Source organism: Cyanobacteriota bacterium, assembly GCA_025054735.1.
GTDB lineage: Bacteria > Cyanobacteriota > Cyanobacteriia > SKYG9 > SKYG9 > SKYG9.
The window spans coordinates 1-516 of the sequence record JANWZG010000715.1; the positions used below are offsets into that span (position 1 = coordinate 1).

General features: G+C 53.5%; 1 protein-coding gene and 1 tRNA gene. One reads left to right on the forward strand and one right to left on the reverse strand.

Annotated features, from left to right (window positions below):
- The coding region (locus tag NZ772_19505) for an acetylornithine transaminase (protein ID MCS6815740.1) at positions 1-187 on the forward strand (187 nt) is incomplete at its 5' end.
- 56 nt (positions 188-243) lie between these two features.
- Here NZ772_19505 and NZ772_19510 read toward each other — a convergent pair.
- Positions 244-316: transfer RNA gene (locus NZ772_19510), tRNA-Asn, on the reverse strand.
- Between the last annotated feature and the right edge of the window lie 200 nt (positions 317-516).

Here is a 516-nt window from a genome sequence, read left to right on the forward strand (position 1 = left end):
CGTGCGGCTGGCCAAAGGATACGATCCGAGGGACGCCCTAAGGGTGATGCGGGAAGAAGGGGTGCTTGCGAGCGTGGCGGGAGAGGATGTGATCCGCCTTGCTCCTCCTCTTGTTGTCAATGAGGAGGAAATTACCCTTGCTGTAAAAGCTCTTAAAAATGCCCTCATGAAGCTCCAAAGGGCATAGCCAACTTTTCATGCCCCCCTGCTTTTCTTTTTTTCTTTCCCGCTTTGTTCGCCTTACTCCGGGAGCTGGACTCGAACCAGCGACCAATCGGTTAACAGCCGACCGCTCTACCGACTGAGCTATCCCGGAACTTGCGTATCTTATTGCATCTATCTTCTGGTCTGTCAAGACGAAATATGAGGAGATTACTCCCACAGTTCCGTCAGTGCGAGGGCGATGAGAACTGTGCCACTGATGAACTCTCCGTGGTGCTCGTGACGGATCAACAGGGTGCCTAGCTGGGCTCCAAACACCAGACCAAGGGCTGAGAAAAGGGCAGTAACAACACC